Annotated in this window: 22 protein-coding genes and 1 tRNA gene; 9 read left to right on the plus strand and 14 right to left on the minus strand. The window is 59.8% G+C overall.

The window, feature by feature from the left end:
* Positions 1 to 94: 94 nt before the first annotated feature.
* Positions 95 to 2,068: a bifunctional 2',3'-cyclic-nucleotide 2'-phosphodiesterase/3'-nucleotidase gene (locus HF949_RS13835; protein ID WP_441338410.1), complete on the minus strand. Its 1,974-nt coding sequence runs from the start codon at positions 2,066 to 2,068 to the stop codon at positions 95 to 97.
* Between the two features lie 213 nt (positions 2,069 to 2,281).
* On the opposite strand from HF949_RS13835, the gene HF949_RS13840 reads away from it, so the two are divergent.
* On the plus strand, positions 2,282 to 2,932 hold the full coding sequence (locus HF949_RS13840; RefSeq protein ID WP_292896171.1) for a 5-formyltetrahydrofolate cyclo-ligase: 651 nt from the start codon (positions 2,282 to 2,284) through the stop codon (positions 2,930 to 2,932).
* A gap of 13 nt (positions 2,933 to 2,945) precedes the next feature.
* Here the strand turns inward: HF949_RS13840 and HF949_RS13845 are convergent, their stop codons facing one another.
* The gene (locus HF949_RS13845; RefSeq protein WP_292896173.1) at positions 2,946 to 3,419 is read right to left on the minus strand and encodes an Lrp/AsnC family transcriptional regulator; all 474 of its coding nucleotides are present in this window, start codon (positions 3,417 to 3,419) and stop codon (positions 2,946 to 2,948) included.
* Positions 3,420 to 3,570: 151 nt separating this feature from the next.
* On the opposite strand from HF949_RS13845, the gene ald reads away from it, so the two are divergent.
* Positions 3,571 to 4,686: an alanine dehydrogenase gene (gene ald, locus HF949_RS13850; RefSeq protein ID WP_292896175.1), complete on the plus strand. Its 1,116-nt coding sequence runs from the start codon at positions 3,571 to 3,573 to the stop codon at positions 4,684 to 4,686.
* A gap of 75 nt (positions 4,687 to 4,761) precedes the next feature.
* Here the strand turns inward: ald and HF949_RS13855 are convergent, their stop codons facing one another.
* The 5 genes from HF949_RS13855 to HF949_RS13875 all read right to left on the minus strand — a co-directional run bounded on the left by HF949_RS13855 (position 4,762) and on the right by HF949_RS13875 (position 8,636).
* On the minus strand, positions 4,762 to 5,235 hold the full coding sequence (locus tag HF949_RS13855) for a DUF1203 domain-containing protein (protein ID WP_292896177.1): 474 nt from the start codon (positions 5,233 to 5,235) through the stop codon (positions 4,762 to 4,764).
* A gap of 107 nt (positions 5,236 to 5,342) precedes the next feature.
* Complete coding sequence (locus tag HF949_RS13860; protein WP_292896179.1) at positions 5,343 to 5,900, minus strand: OmpA family protein; 558 nt, start codon at positions 5,898 to 5,900, stop codon at positions 5,343 to 5,345.
* 91 nt (positions 5,901 to 5,991) lie between these two features.
* Positions 5,992 to 6,846 (minus strand): 3-mercaptopyruvate sulfurtransferase, encoded by an 855-nt coding sequence (gene sseA, locus HF949_RS13865; RefSeq protein WP_292896181.1) that lies wholly within the window; start codon positions 6,844 to 6,846, stop codon positions 5,992 to 5,994.
* A 15-nt stretch (positions 6,847 to 6,861) separates the two neighbouring features.
* Positions 6,862 to 7,602, minus strand: coding sequence for an alanyl-tRNA editing protein (locus tag HF949_RS13870; RefSeq protein WP_441338375.1), 741 nt, complete (start codon positions 7,600 to 7,602; stop codon positions 6,862 to 6,864).
* Positions 7,602 to 8,636: a cysteine synthase A gene (locus tag HF949_RS13875; RefSeq protein WP_292896183.1), complete on the minus strand. Its 1,035-nt coding sequence runs from the start codon at positions 8,634 to 8,636 to the stop codon at positions 7,602 to 7,604. The genes HF949_RS13870 and HF949_RS13875 overlap by 1 nt, the downstream gene beginning before the upstream one ends.
* 201 nt (positions 8,637 to 8,837) lie before the next feature.
* On the opposite strand from HF949_RS13875, the gene HF949_RS13880 reads away from it, so the two are divergent.
* Positions 8,838 to 9,674: an SDR family NAD(P)-dependent oxidoreductase gene (locus HF949_RS13880; protein ID WP_292896185.1), complete on the plus strand. Its 837-nt coding sequence runs from the start codon at positions 8,838 to 8,840 to the stop codon at positions 9,672 to 9,674.
* A 2-nt stretch (positions 9,675 to 9,676) separates the two neighbouring features.
* Here HF949_RS13880 and HF949_RS13885 read toward each other — a convergent pair whose 3' ends face one another.
* The 3 genes from HF949_RS13885 to ilvA form a co-directional block, all read right to left on the minus strand.
* The gene (locus tag HF949_RS13885; RefSeq protein WP_292896187.1) at positions 9,677 to 10,891 is read right to left on the minus strand and encodes an MFS transporter; all 1,215 of its coding nucleotides are present in this window, start codon (positions 10,889 to 10,891) and stop codon (positions 9,677 to 9,679) included.
* A gap of 132 nt (positions 10,892 to 11,023) precedes the next feature.
* Positions 11,024 to 12,385: a DEAD/DEAH box helicase gene (locus HF949_RS13890; protein WP_292896189.1), complete on the minus strand. Its 1,362-nt coding sequence runs from the start codon at positions 12,383 to 12,385 to the stop codon at positions 11,024 to 11,026.
* 340 nt (positions 12,386 to 12,725) lie between these two features.
* Positions 12,726 to 14,012 carry a threonine ammonia-lyase IlvA gene (ilvA, locus tag HF949_RS13895; protein WP_292896191.1) on the minus strand — a complete coding sequence of 429 codons (1,287 nt, stop codon included), beginning with the start codon at positions 14,010 to 14,012 and terminating at the stop codon, positions 12,726 to 12,728.
* Between the two features lie 133 nt (positions 14,013 to 14,145).
* Here ilvA and HF949_RS13900 point away from each other — a divergent pair, with 133 nt between their 5' ends.
* A complete protein-coding gene (locus tag HF949_RS13900) occupies positions 14,146 to 15,603 on the plus strand; it encodes a TrkH family potassium uptake protein (protein ID WP_292896193.1) in 1,458 nt (485 codons plus the stop codon).
* An 85-nt stretch (positions 15,604 to 15,688) separates the two neighbouring features.
* On the plus strand, positions 15,689 to 16,870 hold the full coding sequence (locus HF949_RS13905) for an alpha/beta hydrolase (RefSeq protein ID WP_292896195.1): 1,182 nt from the start codon (positions 15,689 to 15,691) through the stop codon (positions 16,868 to 16,870).
* A 9-nt stretch (positions 16,871 to 16,879) separates the two neighbouring features.
* On the opposite strand, the gene ade is transcribed toward HF949_RS13905, so the two are convergent.
* Both ade and HF949_RS13915 read right to left on the minus strand, forming a co-directional pair.
* Positions 16,880 to 18,697: an adenine deaminase gene (gene ade, locus HF949_RS13910; RefSeq protein ID WP_292896197.1), complete on the minus strand. Its 1,818-nt coding sequence runs from the start codon at positions 18,695 to 18,697 to the stop codon at positions 16,880 to 16,882.
* Between the two features lie 94 nt (positions 18,698 to 18,791).
* A complete protein-coding gene (locus HF949_RS13915; RefSeq protein WP_292896199.1) occupies positions 18,792 to 19,394 on the minus strand; it encodes a TetR/AcrR family transcriptional regulator in 603 nt (200 codons plus the stop codon).
* A gap of 99 nt (positions 19,395 to 19,493) precedes the next feature.
* On the opposite strand from HF949_RS13915, the gene HF949_RS13920 reads away from it, so the two are divergent.
* The 3 genes from HF949_RS13920 to HF949_RS13930 all read left to right on the plus strand — a co-directional run bounded on the left by HF949_RS13920 (position 19,494) and on the right by HF949_RS13930 (position 24,972).
* Positions 19,494 to 20,252, plus strand: a complete 759-nt coding sequence (locus HF949_RS13920) for an SDR family oxidoreductase (protein WP_292896201.1) — start codon at positions 19,494 to 19,496, stop codon at positions 20,250 to 20,252.
* A gap of 136 nt (positions 20,253 to 20,388) precedes the next feature.
* Complete coding sequence (gene recQ / locus HF949_RS13925) at positions 20,389 to 22,191, plus strand: DNA helicase RecQ (RefSeq protein WP_292896203.1); 1,803 nt, start codon at positions 20,389 to 20,391, stop codon at positions 22,189 to 22,191.
* 255 nt (positions 22,192 to 22,446) lie between these two features.
* Positions 22,447 to 24,972, plus strand: a complete 2,526-nt coding sequence (locus tag HF949_RS13930; RefSeq protein ID WP_292896205.1) for an autotransporter family protein — start codon at positions 22,447 to 22,449, stop codon at positions 24,970 to 24,972.
* A gap of 40 nt (positions 24,973 to 25,012) precedes the next feature.
* Here HF949_RS13930 and HF949_RS13935 read toward each other — a convergent pair.
* Together HF949_RS13935 and wrbA are read right to left on the minus strand one after the other, a co-directional pair.
* Positions 25,013 to 25,097, minus strand: a tRNA-Leu gene (locus tag HF949_RS13935).
* Positions 25,098 to 25,233: 136 nt separating this feature from the next.
* Positions 25,234 to 25,833, minus strand: coding sequence for an NAD(P)H:quinone oxidoreductase (gene wrbA, locus HF949_RS13940; RefSeq protein WP_292896207.1), 600 nt, complete (start codon positions 25,831 to 25,833; stop codon positions 25,234 to 25,236).
* Positions 25,834 to 26,022: 189 nt separating this feature from the next.
* Between wrbA and HF949_RS13945 the strand changes: the two genes are divergently transcribed.
* Positions 26,023 to 26,775 (plus strand): competence/damage-inducible protein A, encoded by a 753-nt coding sequence (locus HF949_RS13945; protein WP_292896209.1) that lies wholly within the window; start codon positions 26,023 to 26,025, stop codon positions 26,773 to 26,775.
* Positions 26,776 to 26,850 lie beyond the last annotated feature (75 nt).

Below are 26,850 nucleotides of genomic sequence, written 5' to 3' on the forward strand. Positions count from 1 at the left end.
AGTGGATTCAAATTCTCAAAGTCATCGAGCAAAGGGCTGTTCCGGAAAGAAAAAAGGCCGAGCGCAAAGCCCGGCCTTTCAGGAACTCCATTGCCTAGAGCGTAATGCGATAGAGGGCAAAACCCTCCTGCCCTTCGCCGGCGGATTCAATTGCTACACCTTTGATGCTCGAAACGAACTCCGCTCCCTTGGGCCCTGTCTCGAACAGGACTGATGTGTGCGGTAGTTGTTTGAAGGCCCAGTTGGCATCAGCCGTCGGGTTGATCGTCCCCTGCTCCACGATATAGCGCACAATCACATCACGGTTCGTGTCAGGGGCAGCAAAGACCACCTTGTCAGGGCCGATACCGGGGAAGTTGCCGCCACCGCCTGCACGATAATTGTTAGTCGCTACGATGAATTTCTGAGCCGGGTCGATCGCCTCGCCATTGAACTGCAAGTCCACGATACGGCTCGCATCCGCGTTCAGGAGCTCTCCCTTGGATGAGTATTTCGGCGGCTGCGACAGGTCGATCCGATAGGTCATGCCATCGATCACGTCGAAATTGTAGGAAGGGAAAGATGGATCGAGCAGAGGCTGGTCTGCCTTGCCAGGTTCCACCTGGTTGAAAATTCCGGCGGACATCTCCAGCCATTCCTTCACATCCGCACCCGACACCAGAACCGCCTGCACCGTGTTGGGATAAAGATAAAGATCGGCGACGTTCTTGATCGCCACATCGCCAGCCGGCACGTCCGTGTAATAATCCGGGCCGCCGCGACCGCCGGCCTTGAAGGGCGCTGCTGCCGACAACACGGGCAAATCCCTGTATTCACCGTCCTTCAGCATGTCGGTGATGTACCAGATCTGCGCCTGGCTCACGATCTGCACGGATGGGTCGTCGGCCACCAGCGCGAAGTAGGAATGCAGGGGCGCGGATGTCTTGCCGACAGCCGTACGCACATACTTCAGCGTCGCTTCGTGGTCTTCACGCACAGCCACTTCAACTTCCGCTTTGCTTTCGACAAGAGGCTCGGTCTGGCGTTCCACCCGCTTGAAGATCGGGCGCGCTTCGGAAGTCGCATTCACCACCACCCAGCTCTGCCCGTCCCGCTCCAGAAGCAGGTCAATGAGCCCCAGATGCGAACCCCAGAAGCCACCCATCACGGCCGGTTTGCCGCCGATCGTGCCCCTGGCATTGTCCACGCCTTCGATCCCCTCAAACTTCGGACCGGGAAAGTCGAGATGGCTATGGCCGGTCACGATGGCGTCGATACCCTCAACGCCGGCAAGAAGCAGCGAGGCGTTCTCGAGGTTTTCCGCATACTGTGCCGGGCCGACACCGGAATGCGACAGCGCCACCACGATATCGGCGCCCTCCTCGCGCATCTGCGGCACCCAGGCTTCCGCCGCTCGCACAATGTCCCGCGTCATCGCCTTGCCGGTCAGATGTTTGGAATCCCAGCTCATGATCTGCGGAGGCACAAAGCCGATCAGGCCGACACGAATGGGGAGTTCCTTTCCGCTACCATCCTTCACCATCCGGTCAAGGATCACGTAAGGTTTCAGGAACAGGTCATCGTCGCGTCCGTTTGCCGCGAGGTCCCCTTTGGTCAAATTGGCGCAGACGAAGGGAAAATTGGCCCCCGCAAGCACCTTGAACATGAAATCGAGCCCGTAATTGAATTCGTGATTGCCCAGCGTCGAACAATCGTAGCCCAGCGTGTTCATGCCCTTGATCACCGGGTGAACGTCACCTTCACGCATGCCGCGCTCATAGGCGATATAGTCCCCCATGGGATTGCCCTGGAGGAAATCGCCATTGTCGACGAGTATGGAATTCGTGGCCTCCGCCCGGATCGCATCGATGATGGAGGCCGTGCGGGCGAGCCCCATCGTGTCATTGGGCTTGTCGGCATAGTAATCGTAAGGAAGGACGTGGACGTGCAGATCCGTGGTTTCCATGATGCGCAAATGCGCCTGGTTCACCGAAGCCCTGGCCGAAAAAGGGTGCATCAGCACCAGAGAACCTGCGGCAGCAGAGCCTGCCAAGAACGAACGGCGGGACATGGATGCGGATGCGGACATCATGATCGTCTCTCCTGGGCCTTTGAAAAGAACCGGCGAAGGAGCATGATTGCGCCGTCGCGTTGAGAGTTCCAGCAAAATCTGATGACGCCCGCGTGACACACGACCCGTACCGTTCGACGAGGCCCTCCCGTCGTATTCTGAACAGCATCCTGGCAGAAGCTGCTGCAGCTTCATCGCAGCCGCCCCGATAATCACCGAGGAGAAATGCCGATGAGCGATGAAGCGGACAAAAGCAGCAAACCCTATGCGTCTCCACCCTGCTTCATGCACGAACTGGCAGACGGGGCCGATACATCACATGAAGAAGCCTGGCCCGAGGTCCGCCGATGGCGCCGGGCCACGCGCGACCGCCTGATCGCCGAGCGCCTCGCAGTCCCGGTCGCCGAGCGCATCCGCCTTGCGGACATCGTCGCGCGAAAGCTCGACACTCTGATCGGTGATCCATCAGGCCGCGTGGTCGGGCTTTACTGGCCGTTTCGGGGCGAACCGGACCTGCGCCCATGGCTTGCCACTCTCCATGATCGCGGTGCCACGACAGCCCTGCCGGTCGTCATCCAGAAAGCCGCTCCCCTCGTCTTTCGCCCCTATTGTCCGGGAGACCGGCTTGAACGCGGGGTCTGGAACATACCTGTTCCGGTAGTCGACGAGGAGAACATTCCCGACATCATAGTCTCGCCGCTGGTCGGTTTCGATGCAGCCGGTTACCGACTGGGCTATGGCGGCGGATTTTATGATCGGACCATCGCCGCTCTGCCAAAAAGACCGCTTCTCATCGGCATCGGATATGACTTCGCAGAATTGTCCACGATCTACCCGCAGCCGCATGACATCCCGATGGATCATATCGTCACTGCCGGCTGAACCCGCCCCAGCGTCACGCCATCTGCGGTTTCAGCCCGACCCCGGTTCGGTCGACAATTTCGCGCAGCGCAAACGCGGAGTTGATCTTGATCACGTGGGGCATGCCTGTAAGCCACTCCTTGTGAACCCGCTCATAATCCTGCAGGTCACGCGCCGCGATCCGCAGAATATAGTCGTACTCGCCGGACATGAGATGACAGGACACCACATTCGGGCATCGCTGCACCGCCGCCTCGAATTCGCTGAGTGTGCGTTCAAATTGACCGGAAAGCGAAATATGGACGATGACCGTGACACCATGGCCAAGGGCTGCATTTGAAAGCCGGGCATGGTATCCCCTGATGACGCCGCTCTTTTCCAGATTATCGAGGCGGCGCGAACAGGCCGATTGCGAAAGCCCCACCTTCTCCGCGAGCGCGGAATTGGAAATTCGTCCGTCCTTCTGCAGGACCTCAAGAATGGCGATATCAATCCTATCCAAGGCCATTATTCGAATTTCCTCCCGGAACTTTGTAATTTTGCGCAAAAAATAGCGAAAAATCCAGAAAAACGCAAACAACTTCGCAAAGACGTTCCGTGGTTTTTGTGGTCTCATTCAATGAGCCAGGAAAATCGCCACAATGCCCGGAGGAACGCCAATGCGCGTCGGCTGCCCGAAAGAGATCAAGAATCACGAATATCGCGTCGGCCTGACGCCAGGTTCGGTGCGTGAATATGTGGCGCACGGGCACGATGTGCTCGTGGAAACCGGCGCGGGTGCGGGCATCGGCGCTGACGACAATGCCTATCGCGCAGCAGGCGCCACCATCGCCCGGTCGGCGGAGGAGGTCTTTTCCAGATCGGATATGATCGTCAAAGTCAAGGAACCGCAGCCCTCCGAATGGGTGCAGCTGCGTGAAGACCAGATCCTCTACACATATCTCCATCTGGCTCCGGATCCCGATCAGACCCGCGGCCTGATCGATTCCGGCGTCACCGCGATTGCCTACGAAACCGTGACCGATACGCGCGGCGGCCTCCCTCTTCTTGCTCCCATGTCAGAAGTCGCAGGCCGTCTTGCCATACAGGCCGGCGCGACAGCGCTGCAGAAGGCCAATGGTGGACGCGGCGTGCTGCTTGGCGGTGTTCCCGGTGTCCTTCCCGGCAAGGTCGCCATTATCGGTGGCGGCGTTGTCGGCCTCAATGCGGCAAAGATGGCAGTTGGTCTGGGCGCAGATGTCACGATCATCGACCGCTCCATCCCCCGCCTGCGCGAACTGGATGACATCTTCAACGGCCGTGTCCATACGCGATACTCCACTGTTGAGGCCCTTGAGGAGGAGTGCTTCTCTTCCGATGTCATTGTCGGTGCCGTCCTCATTCCGGGCGCTGCAGCGCCCAAGCTTGTCACCCGCGAAATGCTGTCCGGCATGAAGAAGGGCGCCGTGCTGGTCGACGTCGCCATCGATCAGGGCGGCTGCTTTGAAACCTCCCATGCCACCACGCATTCCGATCCGACCTATGAGGTCGACGGCATCATCCACTATTGCGTGGCCAACATGCCGGGTGCCGTTCCCGTCACCTCTGCGCACGCGCTGAACAACGCCACTCTGCATTATGGCCTTCAGCTTGCCGACAAGGGGCTCAAGGCTCTGATCGACGATCAGAACCTGCGCAACGGCCTCAACGTCCATAAGGGCCGCATCACCAACCAGGCGGTTGCCGAAGCGCTCGGCTACGAAATGGCAGAGCCGAAATCCGCCCTTGCCGCCTGAACGCGAGTACCTTGCCTCCAGCGCGGCCCGCCGGAAACGGCGGGCCTTTTTTCTCGGCATCCGAAATACTTGGCGTCAGGCTCGATCGATCCGCACCTGATAGCAGTTGTATTGCGCCGAGCGCATGTGCAGATAGGCAATATCCTCGCGTTTCAGAAGATCGTGCGCTCGCGTGCAGATATCCTGTTTTGGCGTTATCGCGCCCGTTCCGTAGACAATCCGATCATCATGGCCGTAGCCGCGGAGCAGCCACTCAGTGCGGGCGCGGAACAGATCGGGCATCACATCGCTGTCGGGAGCCCGTTCACACTCTTCCGCGCAAAGAAATATCGGCCCTGTCTCGGCAAAGGGCTGGGTCCGCGGAAAGGGTCTGTAAGCAAGGGTGAGGTAGGGCTTTCCCTCGGCCACGGAACGCAGGCAGTGCCGACACGGTATGCCGTTTCCGCCCGAGATCCCCCTTTCCGGCTTCATCCCGTAGGCATCGGGCGCGCCATTGCGAAAAGCCTTGGCCTCATCGCTATCCATGGCCACGAATTTGATCAATCCCATGACTGGTCTCCCTCAAAATGACGGAGACCAGTTTGTTTCAAAGACTGGAGGTTTCCACCCGATTCCAGTCAAGCCGGAGGGACCGACCGACGGAACAGATAGGTCTGTCAGCGCAGGAAATCGTCGACCCGCCGCAGCGTCACGCGCCGGTTGCGCCAGTTCTCGTTGGGCGTTGGAACCAGAAGAAACTCTTCGCCGTATCCGACCGTCTCCAGCATGCGCGCGGGCACACCGAACTCGCGCACCAATACGCGGCGCAGGGAGGCAGCACGGCGCTCGGAGAGTTGCTGGTTGTAACCGAACGACCCGACCGCATCCGTGTGCCCTTCCAAAAGCACAATCGTTCCCGGCCGCCGGCGGCGCAACCGATGCAGGGCGTCGGCAATCTCTTCGACCTTGCGGAACTGCGAATATGGGATATCGGCCGAATCGAAGCCGAAATTGATCGCCTGAATATCAATGGAAGGCGCACGGCGGCGCAGATCGGGCCGGCGCTTCAGTTCGCGCACCGTGACCCGGTCCTGCGGACGTACGCGCTGAGCCGGAGCGGCCTCCAGACTGCGCTGGATGCGGGATGCCGATGGCATGGAGGATTGCGCCATGGCCGCCCCCGGCAACAGGGTTGCCGCAATGACAGTCCCAAGCATCTGACGGCGATTCAACATGGAAAGCTCCTTTCAGGAAACAGGTTCGTCCGTTCTGGCAATCATTGTTCAAGACTGCTGAATTCAGGATGAACGTGTTGTTGCCTGTCTTTCAGCCTTCTTTCCCGGTCACGACGGGAGTGTCTTCACGACTACCCCACTCACTCCAGGAACCGTCATAAAGTCGGTTGTTCGTGTGTCCCAGCGTTTCCAGCGCCAGCGTAATCACCGCAGCCGTCACGCCGGAGCCGCATGATGTCACCACAGGTCGATCGAGATCGATGCCTGCCTGCTCGAACAGCCCCCGCAATTCTTGAGGCGCGAGAAGCCTGCCATCCCGTGAAAGAGCGGAAGCAGGCACGTTGCGTGCCCCTGGCATGTGGCCGGAGCGCATGCCAGGTCGCGGCTCTGGATCTTCGCCCGTAAATCGCCCCGACGGTCGCGCGTCGGCGATCTGCGCCGATCTGCCTTCAACGATCGTCCGCACGGCATCGATATCGGCGACACGCGTTTCATCCAGTGCGGCGTTGAAAACGGACGGAGCGATCTTGGTTGGCTCGTTGGTAAGCACACGCCCCTCGGCGCGCCAGCCGTCCAGCCCTCCATCGAGAACCCGCACGTCCTGTGCGCCCATGACCCGGAACATCCACCACACACGCGGCGCCGAAAAGAGACCCGGCCCGTCGTAGACAACGATGGTGTCCGTTTTGGAGATACCCATGGCGCTCACATGCCGCTGAAAGGTTGCGGCATCCGGCAGCGTATGTGGTAGATCAGAATCGGCAGCCACCACCGCGTCCTGATCGAAGAACACGGCTCCCGGGATGTGCCCGGCCTCATATTCCGCTTTCGCATTTCTCCCCTGTGCCGGCAAATACCAGGAGGCATCGACGATGGAGAGCCCGGGTTCATCAAGACGTTCCTCCAGCCAGGCGGATGAAACGGTAAAACGGCTTGTTTCACTCATGTGATCCTCGCAATCTCAGTTCGCCGGCAGAGAGCCGAAACGAATGCGGAAGCGGCGGTTCTCCCGCCCCTTCTTTTCAATCTTTCCTATATGGATCTCCCCCACTTCGGCGGTGTTCGCAACATGCGTCCCACCGCATGGCTGGCTGTCGATGCTCGCCTCATTGCCGATGCAGACGAGCCTGATGCGGCCGGTCCCCCGCGGCGGCCGAACATTTTTCGATTTCACGAGGTTGGGATTGGCCTCCAGATCCTCCTCGCTGATCCAGCGTGTGAAGACAGGGTGCTCCCCGTTCACCAGATCCATCAACCTGGCGCTGACCTCCTCCTTGGCGACACTCGCATCGGGGAGATCGAAATCCACACGCGAATCCGCTTCGTTCACCGAAGCCCCCGTGATTGGAAAGGGGCAGATCACGCTCAGGAGATGACAGGCCGTATGCATACGCATCAACTTGAAACGTCGTTCCCAGTCGATCGCAAGCTGCAATGTCTCGCCCATCTCGGGTAAAACCTGCTCCGCCGCAGGGACGTGGATGATCTCATCCTTTGTCTCCCCCGTCACCGTTGCAGCGATCTGGATAATCGAGCCATCCTCACGGATAAAGCGTCCGGTATCGCCCGGTTGCCCCCCAGACGTGGCGTAAAACATCGTCCTGTCCAGGAGAATTCCGCCGCGATCGTTGATACCGATGACGCGCGCCGCGCCCTCGCGCATATAGGCATCGTCTCGGAAAAGCGCCTCCGTCTGCGCCATCAGGCAACCTCCTCGAACGGAACGTCGATCTCCGGAGATCGATCCATCCAGTCAGGTACGGGCAGCCCCTTTTCACGCAGGAATGACGGATTGAAGAGCTTGGACTGGTAGCGCGTTCCGTAATCGCAGAGAATAGTCACAATGCGATGCCCCGGCCCCAGTTCGCGCGCAAGCCGGATGGCGCCGGCAATATTGATCCCGGTCGACCCGCCAAGGCACAGCCCCTCCTCCTGTACCAGGTCAAAAACGATCGGCAGCGCCTCGCCGTCCGGGATCTGGAAAGAGAAATCGGGCGCAAATCCATCCAGATTCGCCGTGATTCTCCCTTGGCCTATGCCTTCGGTGATCGAAGTGCCTTCGGATTTCAATTCTCCAGCAGTGTAGTAGCTGAAGAGCGCCGCTCCCATCGGATCGGCCAATGCCACCTTCACAACCCTGCTTTTGCTGCGCAGGCCTTCTGCCACTCCGGCAAGGGTTCCACCGGTTCCGACGGCCGAAACGAAACCGTCGATCTTCCCGCCCGTCTGCTCCCAGATTTCTGCGGCGGTTGTACGCACATGGCCTTCGCGATTGGCCACATTGTCGAACTGATTTGCCCAGATGGCACCGTTCGGCTCCGATTTCGCGATCTGTTCTGCAAGGCGGCCCGAAACCTTCACATAATTGTTCGGGTTCTTGTAAGGGACCGCGGGAACTTCGATCAGCTCCGCCCCCAGCACCCGCAATGCATCTTTCTTCTCCTGGCTCTGGGTTTCAGGGATGACAATCACCGTGCGATAGCCCAACGCCTTGGCCACCACGGTCAGGCCAATGCCGGTGTTGCCCGCAGTACCTTCCACGATGACACCGCCCGGCTTAAGAAGCCCGCGTTTCTCGGCATCGCGGATGATGAAGAGCCCTGCCCGGTCCTTGACCGACTGGCCAGGATTCATGAACTCGGCTTTGCCGAAAATCTCGCAGCCCGTTTCCTCCGAGGCACGCTTAAGGCGGATCAGCGGAGTATTGCCTATGGCATCCACAACCGAGTTTTTCATGGCATCCTCTTTCGATTTTTGCGGAGGTTAGAAAGCCCGCGGCAGCGTTGCAAGGTGGGATTTTGCGCAACGGGCCAAAAGCGCGCAAAGCTGTCGCTTGTTCCATGGTTCCGAAAACGATTTCAGTGTGTACTCTCCACAAGGCGCTTTTCAACATGCGTACCGCCCGATAAACCTGCCCCAGAATTGGAGGGGATTGGGATGGCGCTTTACCGGGCCAATCCAAAGGATGGAGTGGTGTGGATCACCGGTGCGAGCACCGGGATCGGACGCGCGCTCGCAGTGCGCCTTGCAGGCAGGGGGTACACGGTCGCGGCCACTGCGCGCGCCGAAGACGGCCTTTCCTCCATCACTCGTGAAGCAGAACATCTTGAGGGGCGGATATTCGTTTTTCCCTGCGACGTGATGAACGAGGCGGGAATGGAACGCACCGTTGCGCAGATCGAGAAAAACCTCGGCCCAATAACACTGGCAGTCTTCAACGCGGGAACCTATCTGCCCGTGCGGGGAGATCGGCTGGAAACCACCAATTTCGTGCGCAGCTACCAGATCAATGTTTTTGGTACACTGAATGGCTTGATCCCGGTCTCCGACCGTATGCGTGACCGTGGCTTCGGACACATCGCCGTCATGGGATCGGTCACGTCATTCTTCGGCATGCCGTCAGCCGCCGCTTACGGATCGACAAAGGCGGCCCTCAACAATCTCGTCGAAGGTTTGCGCTACGATTTCGAGAAGCTCAACATCCGGACCCAGATCATCAATCCGGGTTTTGTCGCCACGCCGCTCACCAAAAAGACCAATTTTTCGATGCCGGCGCTTTTGACCGCATCGGAGGCCGCCCGCCGCATCGACAGGGGGATACATCAGGGTGGTTACGAAGTCGCCTTCCCAAAGCGGCTGGTCTGGCCGTTGAAACTGCTTCGCCTCTTTCCAGCCTCTTTCATCTTTTTCGTCATGTATCGCCTGACGGGCTGGAACAAGCGCGCCCTCGGCCCGCGCAAGAAGACAGGCAAACGCACCCGAGCCAGAACCTGACCTCAGCCGTTGTGCGCCCTTTCCAGCTCGGGCGGCGCGTCTTTGCAAGCCAGGTAAACCGCCAGGGAAAGCGCGATCAGGGCCGCATAGAAAATGAACAGGGTCTGATACGCTGCAACCGGGTTGCCCGGCACGGTGGATGCCGACACGACGCCACCGGTGAGGAACTGCATCACTCCGGCGCCCCCCACCGAAAAGAAATTCAAAAGTGTCACCCCGCGCCCCGTCAGATGAGCTGGCACAAACGCCCGGCCATGCGCCATCAACAGGCCATAGCTCGCGCCGCAAAGGCCAATGACCACGAAAACGGTCGTCGTCGTGGCAATGGAAGACACCGGTGTGATGGCTAGAAAAGCAATCGCGGCAAGACCAATGAAGTTTCCGCCCACGGCGACCCATTTGCGTGTGCGAAAAAAAACATCCAGCGGTCCGTAAACAAGACCACCAGCCGACATTGCAAGCGCCATGAAAAGCGTTGCCTGCCCGATCATCAGCGCGTCTGCGTTATAGACATCGGAGAGATAAGGCCCAGCCCAAAGCCCACGAATGCCCGCCGCCGGCGCATAGTTCAGAGCGGTAAGGGGCAGGATTGGCCAGAGCACACGAAGACTGAGCAGTTCGCGATACCCCCTGAACCCCAGCCCGGTTGCCCGCTCGACGCCATCTGCCGGCTCAGGATCCCGGACGAGCAAATGAATCGCGATACCGGTTAGAATCGTGAAGAATGCCAGCGCACCCATGACGCTCCGCCAGCCAAAAGCCTCTGCCGCGGCCGCCATGGGCGCGGACCCCACCACATTGCCGAGCGTCCCGAAGGCGACCAGCCAGGAGATAAGTATGGTGAGCCGTCCCGCCGAAAAGGACTTTGCAAAGATGAACACGGAGGCCATCAGAACGGCGGAGCACCCTGCCCCGTTGAGCGCCATGGCAAGAATGATCGTGCCGGGCGTCGGCGCGAGCGCAAACATCAGCGCACCGCCCCCGCCACAAACCGTCAACAGAAAAGCTGCCGTGCGACGCGGACCATAACGATCGAGCGACACACCGACCACGAACTGCATCAGGGCGAAAACGACGAACCAGGCACCTGACGCCATGGATAGCTCGGCCTTGGTCGCGCCAAGCTCGGCTGTCAAAGCCGGCGTCAGGACTGCCAGAAACGACCGGTAGAATTGCGACAGGACATACCCGATCGCCAAAGCCGCAAGACCGATCATCGTTTCGCCATTCCCTCCCGCGCGAGCCAGAAACCCGGACAGTCCTGACCTAGCCGAACAGACCATCGGCGACAATTGGGCCAGACCGGCCTATCGGCCGATCAGCTCGGATCGTGCATATGGAAACGAGAGCTAAGCGGCGCGCGCGCCAGGCCGCCTGTTGCGGTTTCTGCGCCGCCTGCGTACGGGCTTCTCGCCCTCGTTCTGCCCTTGTTCGGCGCGTTGCTGCGGTTTCGCGGCGGCTCGCTGCGGCCTGCGATTTTCGCCACCCTTCGACGGTTTCGGCGCAGTCCGGCGCTCACCGGCGTTGTTGGCGGGAGGCTGGCGCACCGGATCAGGCTCCGACGTGTAATCCGCCTTCAATGGCAGTCGCATCCGGATAATCTTCTCCACGGCCTTCAGCTTGTCAGCCTCGGCGGGATCGCACAGCGTCACCGCCTCGCCGGAAGCGCCATTGCGGCCTGTGCGCCCGATGCGATGCACATAACTTTCCGGCTGGTCGGGCAGATCGAAATTCACCACATGGCTGATGCCCGGAACGTCAATCCCGCGCGCCGCGATATCGGTCGCCACAAGAATGCGCACCGATCCGTCCCGAAACCCGTTCAGCGCGCGCTGACGCGCATTCTGAGATTTGTTGCCGTGAATAACGGCAGCCTCGAAGCCATCGCGCTCCAGATCACGTGTCACGCGGTCGGCCCCATGCTTGGTACGCGCAAAGACGATCACCGAACGCATGGCTTCATCAGCCAGCATGTCGGAGAGAATCTTGCGCTTCTGCTTCGTCCGCGCCATCACGAGATGCTGCTTGATCTCACCGGCCGTAGTCGACTGCTTTGCAATCTCAACGCGCAGGGGATCATTGAGCAGGCTCTTTGCGAGCCCTTCGATTTCATTGGGCATGGTCGCCGAGAACAGAGCTGTCTGGCGGGCCGGATGTGTTGCTCGCGCAATGCGCCGCACATCATTGATGAAGCCCATATCCAGCATGCGATCGGCCTCGTCGAGCACCAGCCACCGCGTTTCGGCCAGCGACAGTTCGCCCGACCGCACGATGTCAGTCAGCCGGCCAGGTGTCGCCACCAGAATGTCGACGCCCTGGGCGAGCCGTTTCACCTGGCTGTTGCGGGAAACCCCGCCCAGCACCAGCGCTGTCGCCAGATGCGCGTGCCTGGAAAGTTCGCGTATCACTTCGTCGATCTGGACTGCCAGTTCCCTTGTCGGACAAAGGATCAGCGCCCGCGCGGTTTTGCGAACGCGTTTGGAGCCAAGTGCGATAATCTGCGAGAGAATGGGCAGCGAGAAGGCTGCTGTCTTGCCGGATCCGGTCTGCGCGATACCCAGCACGTCGCGCTTTGCGAGCATTGCGGGAATGGCCTTCTCCTGGATCGGCTTGGGGGTCACAAACCCCACATCTTCAGCCGCCTTCAACAGTGAGCCTGAAATTCCCAGTTCCGCGAAACCGATCTGTTTCGCATTGTTGTCATTGGTCAATTTACAATCTTTCCCATGCTGACGCCCGGAAGCGTCGCAAATGATATGTGGCAGGGCGCAACCTGCCGAATAAATGTTTGAATGAACGACGAGACGACGGGGATGCCCCGTGCGGCTGCGCTGTCGCGCCGGCAGTGCCGGCTTAAGCTCCCGCCCACGGGCGGTGGCTTCAGACGCAACCAGTCTTTTTAGAAAGCCGACAGCGCCAGCCCATGCGTCTTGGCGTCATATGGGCTATCCGCAGCCAAAGTGCAATCGTTAATTTGTGCTTTGCAACCAGATCGCCCTCACGGAGCCGGGTCCGAGCGGCACGGAATGATCTGCCCCTTTGCCGTCAGTCTCAGATGATCAGACCCGCGATCGTATCGTTGTCGGTAATGTCCTGATAAGCCCAGCCAGCGGCGTCGAAGCGCCCGGTTAGGACATCAAAATTGGCGCGATTCCGGGTCTCGATGCCGATCAGGACTGAACCGAAATTGCGCGCCGATTTTTTGAGATACTCAAACCGCGTGATGTCGTCTTCCGGCCCCAGGAGATCAAGGAAATCGCGCAGTGCGCCGGGTCGCTGCGGGAAGCGAAAGATGAAGTACTTTTTCAGACCGTCGAAGCGGAGCGCCCGTTCCTTCACGTCCGGCAGACGCTCGAAATCAAAATTTCCGCCCGACACCACCGCAATCACGGTACGCCCGGCAAGTTCCTGCGGCGCGAAATCCTTCAGCGTATCGATCGCAAGTGCTCCCGCCGGCTCCAGCACCACACCCTCGATGTTCAGCATTTCAACCATCGTCGCACACAGTCGGTTCTCCGGCACCAGATGCACGGCATCGGCATCAAATACCTTGAGATGCGAAAACGGTGTCATGCCGATTTCGGCGACTGCAGCCCCGTCGACAAAATTGTCCACCTTGTCGAGCCGCACCGGCCGGTCCTGCACCAGCGCCTGCTGCAGGCTCGCCGCGCCTTCCGGTTCAGCGAAAGCAAAAGACCCCGCCTCCCCGCACGCGGTGAGATAACGCGTCACTCCGGAGGCCAGTCCGCCACCACCGACGGGCAGGATCACCAGGCTGTCGCCCATATTCGCCCCGTCGAACGACTGGATCTGCTCGGCGATCTCTCGTCCGACTGTCGCCTGCCCCTCAATGATGTCCGGGTGATCGAATGGCGGCACCATCGCCCCGCCGCTTTCCTGTGCAAACGCGAGCGCAGCGCGGTAACAATCATCGAAAAAATCGCCAATCAGCCGGATTTCAACAAATTCTCCGCCAAAAATGCGCGTTTTGTCGATTTTCTGCTGAGGCGTCGTAACCGGCATGAAAACCACGCCCTTGCAACCGAAATGACGGCACACATAGGCAAATCCCTGAGCATGATTGCCCGCCGAAGCACAGACGAACATTCGCTCCTGGCCCCCGCGGGCCATTGCCTTGCGAAAAAAGTTGAACGCACCGCGTATTTTGTAGGATCGAACCGGCGTCAGATCCTCACGCTTCAGGAAAACCCGGGCGCCGGTTTTCTTGGAGAGATAGTCGTTCTCCTGAAGCGGTGTCTCGGCAAAAAGCGAGCGCAGCGCGTCCGCCGCCTCCGCGACCGCATTCACGAACTCGTCCTCTCTCGCTGCTGCACTCATGCTCTCTTGCCTATCCCGTGCTTGTGTCCTACGGGCTATTGCATATCGGGGCGCGGGACGCCACTCTCGCGCCAGGGAGGGGGATCGCTTCCCGAACAACAGACGCTTTGATGAGCAGCCTGAGGTTCAGTCCTTGCAGTATCTCGCCATACGCGCCGCACTCCACATCGCGGCGGTCTTTGCTATATATCTTTCGGCCGCCATGCTCATCCCGGCCGCCGTCGACCTTTACTATGGCAATGACGACTGGCGGGTTTTTGCGTTTTCCGCACTTTTCACCGGCGGGCTTGCCATTGGTGTGTCGCTTGCCACTCAGGGCCGTGCCCCGGCCATTTCCTCCCGCTTCGGGTTTCTCGTCGTCAATCTTTTGTGGATGACGGCCTGCATCGCCGGAGCCGTGCCGATGCTGGCCTCTTCGGTGGAGTTCAGTGTCGCCGATGCATTCTTCGAATCCGTGTCAGGCGTGACCGCGACAGGTGCCACGGTTATCGTCGGGCTCGACAGCATGCCGCCCGGGCTGTTGATCTGGCGCTCCATCCTGCAATGGATCGGCGGCCTCGGCGTTATCGCACTGGGCCTGTTCGTGCTGCCGTTCCTCAATGTGGGTGGCGTTTCGTATTTCCGCATCGAATCCTCCGATATCGAAGACCGGCCTTTCGACCGGTTTTCGACATTCGGGCTGGGGCTTATCAGCATCTATTCGCTGCTCACACTCGCCTGCGCCATTGCTTATGCGGCGGCAGGCATGCGGGCGTTCGATGCCGTGAACCACGCGCTGACAACCATCGCCACGGCAGGCTTCTCCACCCATGACGCATCCATGGGCTATTACGCCGACAATCCGGCGGTCCTTTGGATCAGCACCCTCTTCATGTTCATTTCGGCGCTGCCCTTCTCGATCCTGATCCTTTTTGCTGTTCGTGGCAGGCTTGATGCGCTGCGCGATCCGCAGATCCGCGTCTTCGCCGGTTACGTGATTGTATTTGTCCTTGCCGTCGCCATCTATCTGCGCCTTGTCCACGACCACACATTCTTCGACGCCCTCACCCATTCGGCGTTCAATTTCGTCTCGATTATCACCACCACGGGCTATGCCAGCGACGACTACTCGCAATGGGGGGCCTTTGCCGTCGCGGCTGCTTTCGTCGCCATGTTCCTCGGCGGCTGCTCCGGTTCGACCACCGGAGGCATCAAGGCCTATCGGTTCCTGATCCTGTTCAAGCTTCTGGCCAACGGTCTGCGCCGCTTCGTCTATCCAAACACGATCGTCACCGTCCGATATGGCGACCGGCCCGTGGATGACGATCTGCAACGCGCGGTCGTGCTGTTCATGTCGGCGTTCCTGGTGATCTGGGCCGTCATCATCCTTCTCCTGGCAGCAACAGGGCTGGACTTCGTTACCGCCATTTCTGCCGCCCTCACAGGGCTTACCAATGTCGGCCCTGGCCTCGGCCAGGTCGTCGGCCCTGCCGGCAGCTTCGCTCCGGTTCCCGATCTGGCCAAATGGATCATTGCCTTTGCCATGCTCATGGGCCGGCTTGAAATTTTGGCGGTTCTGGTCATTTTCACGCCGGTTTTCTGGGAGAGATAGTCTTTCATCCAAAGCCTCTTTCCTCTTAAACAGACCTGGGGCCAGACACCTGTGGTCCCCGAAGCTCGAGCAGGGTTGTTGTTGTATGCTGTTCCGCAAATTCCAGTGCCTGTTCGTTTTTCTGTCGCTCTCCCTGATCGCGGGCTGTGCCAATCCGCACACCTCCCGCCTGATCGCTGAAACGATCGCACCGGCACGCGCTGATCAGATTGCCGGGAACCATGGCATCTTCATCGCCACCAATCGGATGCGAACCGAGAAGTCGGGCGAGATTTTTGCCGGCGGACGCGCACCGGAACCGACCTTTGCAAAAGTTGAGATCACGGTTCCCGCCATTCATGAAACCGGCAAGATGGAACTCGCTCCAAATCCCCGCGTTGCTGATCCAGCTCGATATTTTGCCGCTCAGCGCGCGATACTCTTCGCGGGGGAAAGCGATTTCGAGAAAGCGCTCAGGGACGATATCGCCGCGCATAGCGGTCGCGCGCTAGTGTTCATCCACGGCTACAACACCGGCTTTGACGAAGCCGTCTATCGCGCCGCCCAGATCTTTCACGATTCAGAATATGCCGGCACGCCGATCCTGTTTTCGTGGCCATCAGCCGGCCGGACGATCGATTATGTCTACGACAGCAACAGCGCCACATCGGCCCGCGACGCTCTGGAAGAGACTTTGCGAACCCTGGCGCGCGCCGGCGCCGGGCGCATCGACGTCGTGGCCCACTCCATGGGCAGTTGGGTGACCATGGAGGCGCTGCGCCAGCTAGCCCTTTCCGGGGATCGCGATCTCGGCGGGCGGCTCGCCGACGTTATCCTCGCCTCTCCCGACATTGACATCGATGTATTCAAGGGACAGATGCGGCGCTACGGTGTGCCGAAGCGGCCCTTTGCGGTTCTGACCTCCCAGAACGACCGGGCGCTCACACTGTCCGGCTTCATCGCCGGCAATCAGCCCCGGCTCGGCGATTACCGCAACGCAGAAGACCTGACCTCTCTGGGCGTGACGGTCATCGACGTCACCAATGTTTCGTCCGGCGACTGGCTCAACCACACCAAGTTTGCCGAGAACCCGGTGCTCGTTCGCCTGCTGGGAGAGCGTTTGTCCAGCGAGGGAGAGTTGAACGAAGGGAATGAGGATGTCGTCGTCGGCCAGATGGAAAGACTGGTGCGCGGTCTTGGGCAGACCTTCGGTTCTGCAGCTGACATTGTCATCACCACCCCCCTGTCCGTGATCGAACTCGCCACCGGTCAGGGCCGACGACGCTGACCGGAGAGTTCACAGAAAGAGGTCAACCTTCCGGAAATTCGATACGTCGATAATCCCTGTATCGGAGATCCGGAGTTCCGGGATCACCACCAGCGCCAGAAGCGAATGCTGCATATAGGCGTTGTTGAGCGTGCAGCCCATCTCGCGCATGACCCGTGTAAGTTTCGCGGCTTTCTGCGCCACCACCTCGGCGCGCTCGTCCGACATCAGCCCGGCAATCGGCATCTCGACCAGAGCAAGCTCGCGCCCCTTTGAGAAGAGCACCACACCACCACCGACTTCACCCAGCCTGTTGGCCGCCTTCGCCATGTCTTCCTTGTTGGTGCCCACCACGAGCATGTGGTGCGAATCATGCGCAACTGTCGACGCCATGGCGCAATCTTCCATGTAGCCGAACCCCGAAACGAACCCGTTCGTCACCTGCCCTGTGCCACGATGCCGCTCCACCAGAGCGATCTGGCAGACATCATTGCGCCGATCCATGGCGACAACGCCGTCCTCGACATTGAGTTCGGCTTCGAGCGCCCGCGTCGGCGCCTGGTTCTCGATTACACCGATCACCCGCGCCCGCACATGGTTCGCGCCTTCGGGCGCGGCAATGTTAAAGTCCTGTGCCGCGAGCTTCTTGCCCAGCCGTACCGTGTTTTTCGCCTTTTCGGGATAATCATGGGCCGGGATATCCGCCTCCAGCCGGCCACCCCGCGCCAGCCGCGCTCCACGCGCGAAGACATCGTCGATGACAAGTTCTGCCAGGTCCGAAACGATGAGAAAATCCGCCCGCCGTCCCGGTGCAATGGAACCCAGCTCGCGTTCAAGACGAAAATGCTCGGCCGTGTTGATCGTAGCCATCTGGATCGCCGTAACCGGCTTCAGCCCCTGGGCAATGGCGTGCCGCACCACACGGTCCATATGCCCGTCATTGACCAGGGTGCCGGAGTGACTGTCATCGGTACACAGAATGAAATTGCGTGGATCGAGCCCCTGCTCCGTCACCGCCTTGATCTGGCTTGCCACGTCATACCAGGCAGAACCCAGCCGCAGCATGGCCTTCATCCCCTGCCGCACGCGCGCAATCGCATCCTCGGCACGTGTGCCCTCATGGTCGTCCTCCGGCCCGCCGGCCACATAGCCGTGGAACGGCAGACCCAGGTCCGGCGAGGCATAATGCCCGCCAACCGTCTTGCCGGCCTTCACGGTCGCAGCGATCGCCCCCGTCATCGTCGCATCATTCGCCGCTACGCCGGGAAAGTTCATCACCTCGCCAAGGCCAATGATGTTCGACCATTCCATGGCTTCCGCCACATCATCAGCGGTGAGTTCTGCTCCGGCATTTTCAAGCCCCGGAGCGGAAGGCACGCAGGACGGCATCTGCACAAACACGTTTATCGCCTGCGCCATGGCCTCGTCATGCATCAGACGTACACCGTCGAGGCCAAGAACATTGGCTATTTCATGCGGATCGATAAACATGGAGGTCGTACCATGTGGAATCACGGCGCGGCAAAACTCCGTCACCGTCACCATGCCGCTCTCCACGTGCATATGAGCGTCGCACAGCCCCGGCACGAGATAGCGCCCCATGGCATCTACCACCTTGGTTTTCTTGCCAATCGCGTGGCTTGCATCCGGTCCGCAATAGGCAAAGCGCCCTGCGACAATTGCAATATCCGTGGCCGGAATCACCTCACCCGAGTGCACATTGACCCAGCGACCATTGCGCACCACCAGGTCAGCCGGGCGACGCCCCATGGCCACATCCACCAGAAGCGGCGCTACCGCATGCCATGGTTTGAGTTCAGTGGATGGCACGGGGTTGGTGTCGGGCATGGTATCCTCCTGATGAGGATGCACTTTGACAAACCCGTGTCTTCTGCGCCAGCCCTCAAATCATACCGTTAAAAGGAAGAAGAATGCGCATATGCTAACGCGTGATGGCGTCCCAGGCCGCAATCGCGCTGTCCACCACCCGTTCCAGCGCGGCACAGGAGGCGCCGTCACGCGCCTGGATTGAAAGCCCGTGTAGCACAGTGACGTAGAAGGCCGCGACCCGCGCCGGATCGGCACTTTCAGGTACATCGCCATCGTTGATTCCACGTTCCACGCGGCGGCGGAAACACGCCTCATTCTCTCGTCGACTCTCGGCGAGGAAACGGCACACCGGGCTGTTCTCCGGAGCGCCCGCCAGCGCGGCTGTCACGACCATGCAACCACGGGGATTGTCCGGGGCGCTGTAGCAACGGGCATTGAGGCGCAATGCGCGTTCGATGGCCCCACGCGCTGTATCGCCACCTTCCAGCGCCTCGCTCACCGGTGCGCCCTGCTCGCGTCCATAAAGCTCGATCGCTTCGCGAAACAGCGTCTCCTTACACCCAAACGCCGCATAAAGGCTGGGCTTGTTGATGCCCATGGCCTGCGCCAGCTCATTCATCGACGCGCCTTCATAGCCGCACGACCAGAACACCCGCATCGCCTGATGCAGGGCTTCATTCCTGTCAAATGCTCTGGGCCTGCCGCGTCCTGCCATCTCGAATACCTTTTGTACCAAGCCGTAAATAATTCCCTTGACCCGAATTCTCAAGCCTGACTATTTTTATAACGATCGGTACATAAAAAGGAGAAGACCATGACCAAAACAGAATACGGCCAGGATTTGCTTGGCAAGGCAGCGCTCGTCACAGGAGGAAGCAGAGGCATTGGAGCCGCCATAGCCAGGCGTCTTGCAGCCCGCGGCGCCGACGTCGCAATAACCTACGCGACAAGCGTTGCCAGGGCTGAGGGCGTAGTGGCCGAGATCAATGCCGCCGGTCGTCGCGGCCTCGCCATCCAGGCCGACAGCGCTGATCCCCATGCGATCACCGCTGCGGTGAACAGCGCTGCAGGAACGTTCGGCCGTCTCGATATTCTTGTGAACAACGCCGGAATCTTCCCCTACGGCCCACCTGAAGACGTGACGATGGAAGATATCGACCGCACGATCGGCATTCATGTAAAAGGCGTTTTCGTGGCTTCCCAGGCTGCCCTGTCACATATGGGTGAAGGTGGTCGCATCATTTCGATAGGCTCCTGCTTCGCCCAGCGCGTTCCACACGGCGGTGTCACGCTCTATTCCATGAGCAAATCCGCTCTGATCGGCTTCACCAAGGGGCTCGCCCGCGATGTCGGCACTCGCGGCATCACAGTGAATGTGGTCGATCCGGGGTCAACAGATACCGACATGAATCCGGCTGATGGACCAGGTGCCGACGGACAGCGTGCGTTAAACGCAGTGGGTCGTTACGGCGCACCGGACGATATTGCTGCTATGGTCGCCCATCTTGCCAGCCCCCAGGGGCAATACATCACCGGCGCATCACTCGCTGTGGATGGTGGCAGCAACGCGTAAGCAGGTCTTTGCTGGCCTCAGCCGCGCAAACCGAACGGTGCGGTGATGCCGCACCTCTCACCGCCTCTCCCGTCTGCAGCGCCGGGCGAAACCTGTTATGAGAGGATAATCACCCGATTCTCCCGACAGGCCTGCCGTGACCGCTGACCCCACGCACATCCTCAAGACCGTCTACGGATATGAGGCCTTTCGAGGTCGCCAGGCGGAAATCGTCAGCCATGTTGTCTCCGGCAACAACGCCTTCGTCCTGATGCCCACAGGTGGCGGCAAATCGCTCTGCTATCAGATCCCCGCACTCTGCCGCCCGGGCCTCGGCCTTGTTGTCTCGCCGCTCATCGCGCTCATGGCCGATCAGGTCGCGGCATTGAAACAGGCGGGCGTGCAGGCCGCCGCACTGAACTCCAACCTGCCCCTCGAAGCCCGACAGGCCATTTGGAAAGCAATCGGCAAAGGCGCTCTCGACCTTCTTTATGTTTCGCCCGAAACCCTTTTGCGACCAGCTGTGGTGGATCGGCTCAAGCAGGTTCCCCTGTCGCTCATCGCCATCGATGAAGCGCATTGTCTCTCCCAGTGGGGGCACGATTTTCGCCCCCATTATCGCCAACTCGATGCACTGGTGCAGGAGTTCCCCGACACGCCGCGCATGGCGCTGACGGCGACGGCCGATGCCCCCACCCGCGCGGAGATCATTGCGCATCTGGGCATCGCCGAGCGCGATAGTTTTATCGCCGGTTTCGACCGCCCCAACATACATTATGCCATCGAGGAAAAGGACAATCCGCGCCGTCAACTCCAGCGGTTTCTTGAAAAACACAGGAATGAGAGCGGCATCGTCTATTGCCTCTCCAAGCGCAAGACCGACGAGACCGCCGCCTGGCTCCAGTCGGAAGGCTGGAACGCCCTTGCCTATCATGCGGGTATGGACCGTGGGATGCGCGAAGCCAATCAGACACGTTTCCAGCGCGAAGAAGCAGTCGTCATGGTCGCCACCATCGCGTTCGGCATGGGCATCGACAAACCCGACGTCCGCTTCGTCGCCCATCTCGATCTGCCAGGAAGTATTGAAGCCTATTATCAGGAGACCGGCCGTGCCGGCCGCGATGGCCTGCCATCGGAAGCTTTGATGCTTTACGGTTTCGACGATATCGCTCTGCGACGCCGCTTCATCGAGGAGTCCGACGCGCCGGATCAGCGCAAGCGAATGGAGATGCAGAAGCTCGACACCCTGCTCGGACTTGCCGAAACCGCTCAGTGCCGCCGTCAGGTGCTGCTCAACTATTTCGGTGACCATTGTGAGCCCTGCGGCAATTGCGATACCTGCAGTAGTCCTCCGGAGCGCTTCGATGGCTCCGTCGCCGTGCAAAAGGCGCTCTCCTGCATCTACCGTACGGGCGAACGTTTCGGGCAGGCCTACGTCGTCTCCGTGCTTCTTGGGGCAGAAGACGAGCGCATCGCCCGTTTCGGCCACGATCAGATTTCAACCTTCGGCATCGGCAAGGAACACGATCAACGCACCTGGCGCTCCATCCTTCGCCAGATGGTGGCGCACGGTTTCGTCGATGTGGACTTCAGCGGCCATGGCGGCCTCTCGATTTCCGAGCGCGGCGCGCAATTTCTGCGTGAAAAGCCAACGCTGATGCTGCGCGTTCCCCGCCCTCCGGCCAAAGGCAGGAGCCGCCGCACTACCGGAAGCGATGCCGCCAGCGCGCTGGCTCCGGCAGATGCCGAGCTTTTCAAGGCACTGCGCGAGAAGCGCATCGAAATCGCCCGGGCGCAGAATCTGCCGCCCTATGTCATCTTCCACGATCGCACACTGATCGAAATGGCGGCCGTCCGCCCTGCATCGCGCCAGGCCATGGCCGGTATTTCCGGTATTGGCGAATCCAAACTCGACCGGTATGGCGAAGCCTTTCTCGATGTAATCGCCAGTCACGGCTGATAGATCGTTTCTGGATGAAAACGCAAAGCGAGAGACAATTGTCCAGATGAGTATTTGTATCCCCAATTAGATCTCGTTAATCTTTGTAAATTATCGGTATCTGAGACACGGACATCAAAGGACTGCTCGGCATAACTGCAACAAACCATTACTTCGCACCATAAAGCGGCCTCCGCAGGAGCCTGAAAATTCGGGAGGGATGTCGGGCAGGAACAGGAATGCTGCGTCGTGATGCCGGTGGTTTGAGGGGGGCATATGCATTACCGCACGTTCAACGGCCGGTTGACCGCAGTGTTACTGTCGGGAAGCGCGCTGGGAAGTCTCATGGCATGGCCGGTTTCCACGGCCCACGCCGCCTGCACTCTGGTTCCCACGGCCGGCAACGACGTATTCGTCTGCGATAGCGGTACGCACACCGGCAATGTCGTGGACCTTTCCGGCGACAATACCTTGATATTGCCTGACGGTGGTTCCGGCGTCATCAACGGCAATGTCACGTTTGGTCCCGGCGTAGACACGGTTGAGGTGCATTCAGGCGAGATTAACGGTCAGTTGCAGCAGGGCGACGGCGTCGACGATTTCAGGATGACTGGCGGCCAGATTGACAGCCTGAACCAGGGCGGACATTTCGATACGTTCTTCATGTCCGGAGGCCACATCGTCAACCATTTCGACGACGGCGACGAAGCGGTCATGACCGGAGGGCGCATCGGCCGCGTCGACATGAAACTCGCCAACAACATCTTCGATATGTCTGGCGGCACCATTGATGGTAATCTGGTGGCCGGGTTCGGGCATGACACAATCATCCTTTCCGCGGGGTCGATCGGTGGCAATATCAGCGTCAGCGGAGGCACTGACCGCGTCACGATCACCGGTGGCTCTGTGGGCGGCGACGTCCGGCTGAGCGTGGGAACCGATACACTTTTGTGGGATGGCGGCGGAACAATTGGCGGCAATGTGGATATGGGCGGTGACGACGATACCGCCACGCTACGCAACCTGAACGCCTCCAATCTTGGTGGTCTGAATGCGTTTCTCGGCGGCCTGGGCACAGACGAGCTGACGCTTGAAGGCGTGGTGGCCGACACCCCCGACCGTTTCCAGACGCTTGAAACCATCAATGTGAATGCAGGATCTGCCCTGACCTTCTCGGGTAGCGAGACGCTTACCCTCGGCGACAGCGGCACCGGCACCGGATCCATGAACATCGACGCGACCAGCGCTCTCTTAGGCGGCTCGGCGACTGGCGGCATCAATGCGTTCGGCATCGGCCAACGCGCAAATGTAAGCAATGCCGGAACCATCGACCTGACCAATGGCGCCAACAGCACCACCGACACGTTCACGATCACCGGCGATTATTTCGGAGATGGCGGAAATCTGTACCTGAACACGGTTCTGGGCGACGATGCCTCGCCTTCGGACAAGCTCGTCATCGCGGAGGGAACCGCCACTGGTTCCACCGGCATCTTCATCGTCAATCTGGGCGGCAGCGGCGGCGCCACTGTTCAGGACGGGATTATGGTGGTCGAGGCAACAGGAGGCGGAACCACTGCCTCCGGCGCGTTCTCCCTCAACGACCGCGTCGCGGTCGGAGCTTTCGAATATTATCTGTATAGAGGCGGGATTTCCGCCGGGACGCAGGAAAACTGGTATCTGCGCTCAACCATCGTCAATCCACCGACACCCACGCCCTCTGTACCGGAGCCCGCTCCTGCGCCCGGTGCAGGCCCCGCTCCGATCCTGCCTCCGGATCCGGCCGCGCCGCCGGTGGCCCCGCCCACTCCAGGTGCAACCCGGGTGACAGGCGGAACAGTTCCGCTCTACCGTCCGGAGGTCGCAACCTATTCCGCGGTTCCGCCTGTACTTCAGCATTTGGCAACGTCCACGCTTGGCACATTTCATGAAAGACGCGGTGTGCAACCTTTTCTTCGGGATGGAGAAGCGGTTCTGCCCGCAAGCTGGAGCCGGCTCTTCGGACAGACTGTCGAAAGCAAATGGGACGGCACTGTCGCTCCCGGGTTCGACGGGAATTTATTGGGCTTTCAGCTTGGCCAGGACCTGATCGGACGCGAAAGCGATAGCGGGCATATCGACCGGGCGGGTATCTTTGTCAGTCATGCCCGCATGAACGGTGACGTTACCGGTCAGGCTATCGGCTGGAACGACCTGGCGGTAGGCGAACTCGATGTCCATGGCACCAGCCTGGGCGGCTACTGGACACATGTCGCGCCCAATGGCTGGTATCTGGATGGTATCGTGATGGGCACATGGTTTGGTGGAGAGGCGCTCTCCAGTGCCGGCGAGGCAATCGAGGTTGACGGGACCGGTGTCACGGCCTCTGTTGAGACGGGTTATCCGATCGCCATCAACGATCGCTGGAACCTGGAACCGCAGGCCCAGTTGATCTGGCAGCATCTTGCTCTCGACGACCAGAGCGACCGTTTTTCATCCATAACCTTTGAAACGGACGACGTCGTGACCGGACGGTTGGGAATACGTTTTCAGGGAGATTTTCAGACCGAAGATGGTCGCAGCCTGAAACCATATTTAAAGGCCAATCTCTGGCATGCATTCTCGGCAGATCAGAGCCTGCGTTTCGGCGGAGATGCGGTTACAACCGGGCTCGGAGGCACATCACTCGAACTTGGTGCGGGTCTTGTCGCGAATCTCACCGGACAGATCGGCCTTTTTGCGACTGCCGATTACACGACCAGTATCGGCGGCGAGCACAAGGAAATATTTGAGGGCAACCTGGGCCTGAGCATCACCTGGTAGGCAGCGCCGGCATTCTTCGCCTCATGCTGCCCTGCGTCTCTGGTGCGGACGGCGGGGGTCGAACCCGCAAGCCCGAAGGCGGCAAATTTTAAGTCTGCTGCGTCTACCAGTTTCGCCACGTCCGCACACATCAACGACTAGCGGTAGAAACCCGTGTGATCAAGCGGGATACGCATGTTCTTCAGAGAATACGCTTGTTCATAACCACAAAGGGAAAGGACCGCCCATGGCGGCCCTCCCCGCATGGAACCTGGTGATCCATCAGGCTGCTAGCCTTGCAGTAATCTCGGCCAGCCGTTTGCCCTGGAATTTCGCGCCTTCAAGCTCCTGCTCGGAAGGCATGCGCGAGCCGTCGCCATTCGTGGTGGTGGTCATGCCATAGGGCGCGCCTCCGCGCACCTTGTCGTTGCCCATCTGGTCCTGATACGCGTAGGACAGCGGTACAATCAGCATTCCATGATGCTGAAGGGCAAGCTGTGTCGAGGCCAGTGCCATCTCGGCGCCACCATGCTGCGTTGCTGTCGAAGACATGACGGTCGCAGGTTTGTCGATCAGCTTGCCTTCCGCCCAGAGCGGCCCGGTCTGATCCAGAAAGTTCTTGATCTGTGAAGCCATCATTCCGTAGCGCGTCGAAATGCCGAAAATGAACCCGTCATAATCGGCCAGTTCCATTGGCTCCGCGATTGGCGCTTCCTGGTCGAGCTTGTAATGCGCCTTCTTTGCCACCTCGTCCGGAACCAGTTCAGGCACACGCTTGATTGTCACGTCAGCACCCGCTTCCCGCGCTCCATCGGCGGCGGCTTTGGCCATCGCTTCCATGTGCCCCCAGCTCGAATAATAAAGAACCAGAATTTTGGTCATTGTCTGCTCCGCTTCGCTAGAATTTCGGTTTCGGTCGTCTACCGCGACGCTGCGGTTTCAACGGATGTAACCCCTGACTGGTTCACTAAAAACCGTACTGAAGCCGACACACTGTTCACCGTTTCAGACCCATTGCCCTTACTACGGCACAGGTCTATCTCTTCTCCACACAACAGGGATCCCACGAGAATGAGTGAGCTTGTAACGGCCGCAATGGTGGTCATCGGCGACGAAATCCTGTCGGGCCGGACCAAAGACAGGAACATCGGCCACCTGGCCGACATGCTGACGGCAGTCGGCATAGATCTGAAAGAAGTTCGGATTGTCTCTGACGACGAGGCGGCCATCGTCGAAGCGGTGAATACGCTGCGGGCCCGGAATACCTATGTGTTCACCACCGGCGGCATTGGTCCGACTCATGACGATATCACTGCAGATTCCATCGCCCGCGCATTTGACCGGCCATGCGGTTACGACGAAAAGGCTTATCGCCTTCTTGAAGCTCATTACGCCAGTCGAGGGATAGAGTTTTCTCAGGCTCGCAAGCGCATGGCACGCATGCCTGAGGGCGCCGAACTCATCGAAAACCCGATCTCGGTTGCGCCAGGCTTCCGCGTCGAAAACGTTTATGTGATGGCAGGTGTACCGGCGATCTTCCAGGCCATGCTCGACAATGTGATACCGACGTTGAGGACGGGCGCAAAGCTCATTTCCGAGACAATCCCCTCCCCGCTGCCCGAAGGCGCGATCGGCGGTCCGTTGGGTGAAATCCAGGCCGCGCATTCCGAAACCATCATCGGGTCCTATCCGAAATATCAGGACGGCAGCTTCTGGACCGAGATCGTCGTTCGCTCCCGCTCCACCGCAGCGCTTTCAGCCGCCGTGGAAGCAGTCCGCGTCATGCTCGCGTCGATTCCGGACAGGCAGGTGGCAAAAGGTTGATCTGGCGCAAAACTTTCTGGCCGGCAAAGCGTTATGAGTAGAGAAGGCACTCCATCGCAGCTCCAAGGAGGCTGA

It is taken from the genome of Nitratireductor sp. (genome assembly GCF_017794765.1).
GTDB lineage: Bacteria > Pseudomonadota > Alphaproteobacteria > Rhizobiales > Rhizobiaceae > Nitratireductor.